Raw genomic sequence first — 2872 nt, 5'->3', positions numbered from 1 at the left:
CGTACCGACGAATGGCTGCAGCGCTCCTGCCGCAGCTATCGCGCGCCGAGCGCCTTCGCCGATGAACCGCGCTATCAGCCCGCCGCGCCGGTCGCCACGTCCGAGTTCACCGAGGCGGTGATCGAGGCCCGGCAGGCCGCCGAGATCAACCTCGCCGTCGCGGTCGCCGCCGGCGTGTCGGGCAAGTGCCCGGCGGCGGTGTCCGCGGCACGCGGCATCACCCTGTTCGTCCCCTATGTCGACAAGCTGCTCGCCGACGTCGCCACACGGCCGCAGGCGCTCGGCCCGCGGGCGAGCCGGCGGGCGCTGCAGGACACCCGTTCGCAGCTGATCGCCGCGCTCGACAGGCTCGAGGCGGCGTTCGGAGCCCGGTGCAGCGGCGGCGGAGCGGCGGCGCAGGCGCCGGCCGGACCAGGACCGTGAGCGGCCGACAAAAAACTGTCACCCGGCTCGCTTTTTGCCTTGAGGTGGCCGGTCAGTCCTCCTATATAGCCGCTGCGCCGCGGTGATGGCCGCAGCAGATGGCGCGACAAAAGCCCAAGGCTTTGGTGTTGATGGCGCGGGGTGGAGCAGCCCGGTAGCTCGTCAGGCTCATAACCTGAAGGTCACAGGTTCAAATCCTGTCCCCGCAACCAATCTCACCATCTCGAAAGCCCCGCGAAAGCGGGGTTTTTCGTTTCTGCCGCATTCTCCCGTTCAGGGCGGGTCGAGCCGGCCCTCGGCCCAGGCGGCGATCAGGGCGCCGGCTATGGCGCCGCGACGGGGGGCGTTGATTTCGGGGTGGTCGCCGGCGAGGACGCGCTGGACCTCGTCACGGCTCACCCAGCGGGCATCCGCCAGTTCCACCGGATCGGCGCTGATCGCCTCGTCCAGCGCGGCCCCGATGCAGCCGAACATCAGCGACATCGGGAAGGGCCAGGGTTGCGAGGCGACATAGCGCACCGCGCCGACATGGATGGCCGTTTCCTCCACCGTCTCCCGCCGCACCGCGGCCTCGATGGTTTCGCCCGGCTCGACGAAGCCGGCGAGCAGCGAGTACATCCGCTCCGGCCAGCTCGGGCCGCGGCCGAGCAGCAGATGGTCGTTGCGGATGATCGCCATGATCACCACCGGATCGGTCCGCGGGAAATGCTGGGTGCCGCAGGCCGGGCACCTGCGCTGCCAGCCGGCGGCCTCGATGGCGCTGGGCTGGCCGCAATTGGCGCAGAAGCGGTGCGTGCCGTGCCAGCCGAGCATGGCCCGGCCGGTGGCGATGCACTCCCCGTCCAGCGGGTCGAGCGCGGCGATCAGGCCCCGCACCTCGAGCAGCCGCGCCCCGGGGAATGCCGGATGCAGCTGCGCCGTCGCGTCGGTGAACTGGCCGATGATTGCGGCGTCCTCGTGCGGCTGCCACAGGGTCAGTTCGGCGGCAAAGCGCGGCCCATCCGGGGCGAGGCCGAGGAACAGCGGCGCATCCCGGCTGTCCGACAGCGCCGGATGATCGAGGGCCGCGAGGACCGGCCGCCCGTCGAGATCGACGAGCAGCTTGCCGCGCCAGAAGATGTAGGTCCTGGCGCGATCGTCTTGCCGGGGGCCGCCCTCGGCGCGCAGCGCCGCCGCACGGTCCAGGCCGCCCGGCTGAAATGCATGTCCGTAGTCCAAGTGCCGGCTCCTCCGTGTGTGCCGATCTAGGCCGACATGAGCCGGGCCCGCAAGCCCGCCGCGCATCGACTTGACGGCGGCTGTCGGACAGGCTTCCTGAGGCCGCGGCATCGAGGGAGGGGAGGCTCGGGTGCATTCGCTGGGCAGCTGGGACTATGTGATCGTCGGGGCGGGCTCGGCAGGCTGTGTGCTCGCCAACCGGCTGAGCGCCGATCCGCGGGTCAGCGTGCTGCTGCTCGAGGCGGGCGGCAGCGACCGCTACCACTGGATCGACGTGCCGATCGGCTATCTCTACTGCATGGGCAATCCGCGCACGGACTGGATGATGCGGACCGAGCCCGAGGCCGGCCTCAACGGCCGGGCGCTGCCCTACCCCCGCGGCAAGGTGCTGGGTGGCTGCTCGGCAATCAACGGCATGATCTACATGCGCGGCCAGGCCGCGGACTATGACGGCTGGCGGCAATTGGGCAATCCCGGCTGGGGCTGGTCCGACGTGCTGCCCTATTTCCGCAGGGCCGAGGACCATCACGCCGGCGCCACCGAACTGCATGGTGCGGGCGGCGAGTGGCGCGTCGAGCGGCAGCGCCTCAGCTGGCCCATTCTCGATGCCTTCGCCGCGGCGGCGGAGGAACTGGGCCTGCCGCGCCGATCCGACTTCAACGATGGCGACAACGAGGGGTCGGGGTATTTCGAGGTGAATCAGCGCCGCGGCGTGCGCTGGCATGCCGCCAGGGCCTTCCTCCGCCCGATTCGGGGCCGTCCGAACCTCACCGTGCTGACCGGGGCCGACGCCGAGGGCGTGCTGTTCGAGGGGCGCCGCGCCATCGGGGTCCGGTGGCGGCGTGGCGGGCGGGTGGAGGAGGCCCGGGCCGGTCGCGAGGTCGTCGTCGCCGCCGGCGCGGTCAATACGCCGCGCCTCATGGAGCTCTCCGGCATCGGGCGGCCGGAGGTGCTGGGAGCGCTCGGCATTCCGGTGCGCCATGCCGCGCACGAACTGGGCGAGAACCTGCAGGACCACCTGCAGATCCGCACCGTCTTCAGGCTGGCGCGCGGCCGCACCCTCAATGCGCTGTACCACAGCCCCTGGGGCCGGGTCGGCATGGGCCTCGAGTATGCGCTGCGCCGCTCCGGTCCGCTGTCGATGGCTCCGAGCCAGTTCGGCATTTTTGCCCGCTCCGACGCGAGCCGGGCGACGGCCGACCTCGAGTACCACGTGCAGCCGCTGTCGACG

3 protein-coding genes and 1 tRNA gene are annotated in these 2872 nt (G+C 71.3%); 3 read left to right on the top strand and 1 reads right to left on the bottom strand.

Going from position 1 to position 2872, the window contains the following annotated elements; genetic code table 11:
* Together ACE3TU_RS20930 and ACE3TU_RS20925 are read left to right on the top strand one after the other, a co-directional pair.
* A partial coding sequence (locus ACE3TU_RS20930) for a hypothetical protein (RefSeq protein WP_374627773.1) occupies nt 1-423 on the top strand: 423 nt, incomplete at its 5' end.
* Between the two features lie 135 nt (nt 424-558).
* Nucleotides 559-635 (top strand) — tRNA-Met (locus tag ACE3TU_RS20925).
* A 61-nt stretch (nt 636-696) separates the two neighbouring features.
* Here the strand turns inward: ACE3TU_RS20925 and nudC are convergent.
* Nucleotides 697-1641, bottom strand: a complete 945-nt coding sequence (gene nudC / locus ACE3TU_RS20920; RefSeq protein WP_374627771.1) for an NAD(+) diphosphatase — start codon at nt 1639-1641, stop codon at nt 697-699.
* Between the two features lie 130 nt (nt 1642-1771).
* On the opposite strand from nudC, the gene ACE3TU_RS20915 reads away from it, so the two are divergent.
* On the top strand, nt 1772-2872 hold a 1101-nt coding region (locus tag ACE3TU_RS20915), incomplete at its 3' end, for a GMC family oxidoreductase (RefSeq protein ID WP_374627769.1).

The sequence above is a fragment of the Devosia sp. genome (assembly GCF_041917035.1).
In the GTDB taxonomy this organism is placed as follows: Bacteria; Pseudomonadota; Alphaproteobacteria; order Rhizobiales; family Devosiaceae; genus Devosia_A.
The sequence above is the reverse complement of the archived record's forward strand: the minus strand, read 5'-3'. Positions and strand labels throughout refer to the sequence as shown.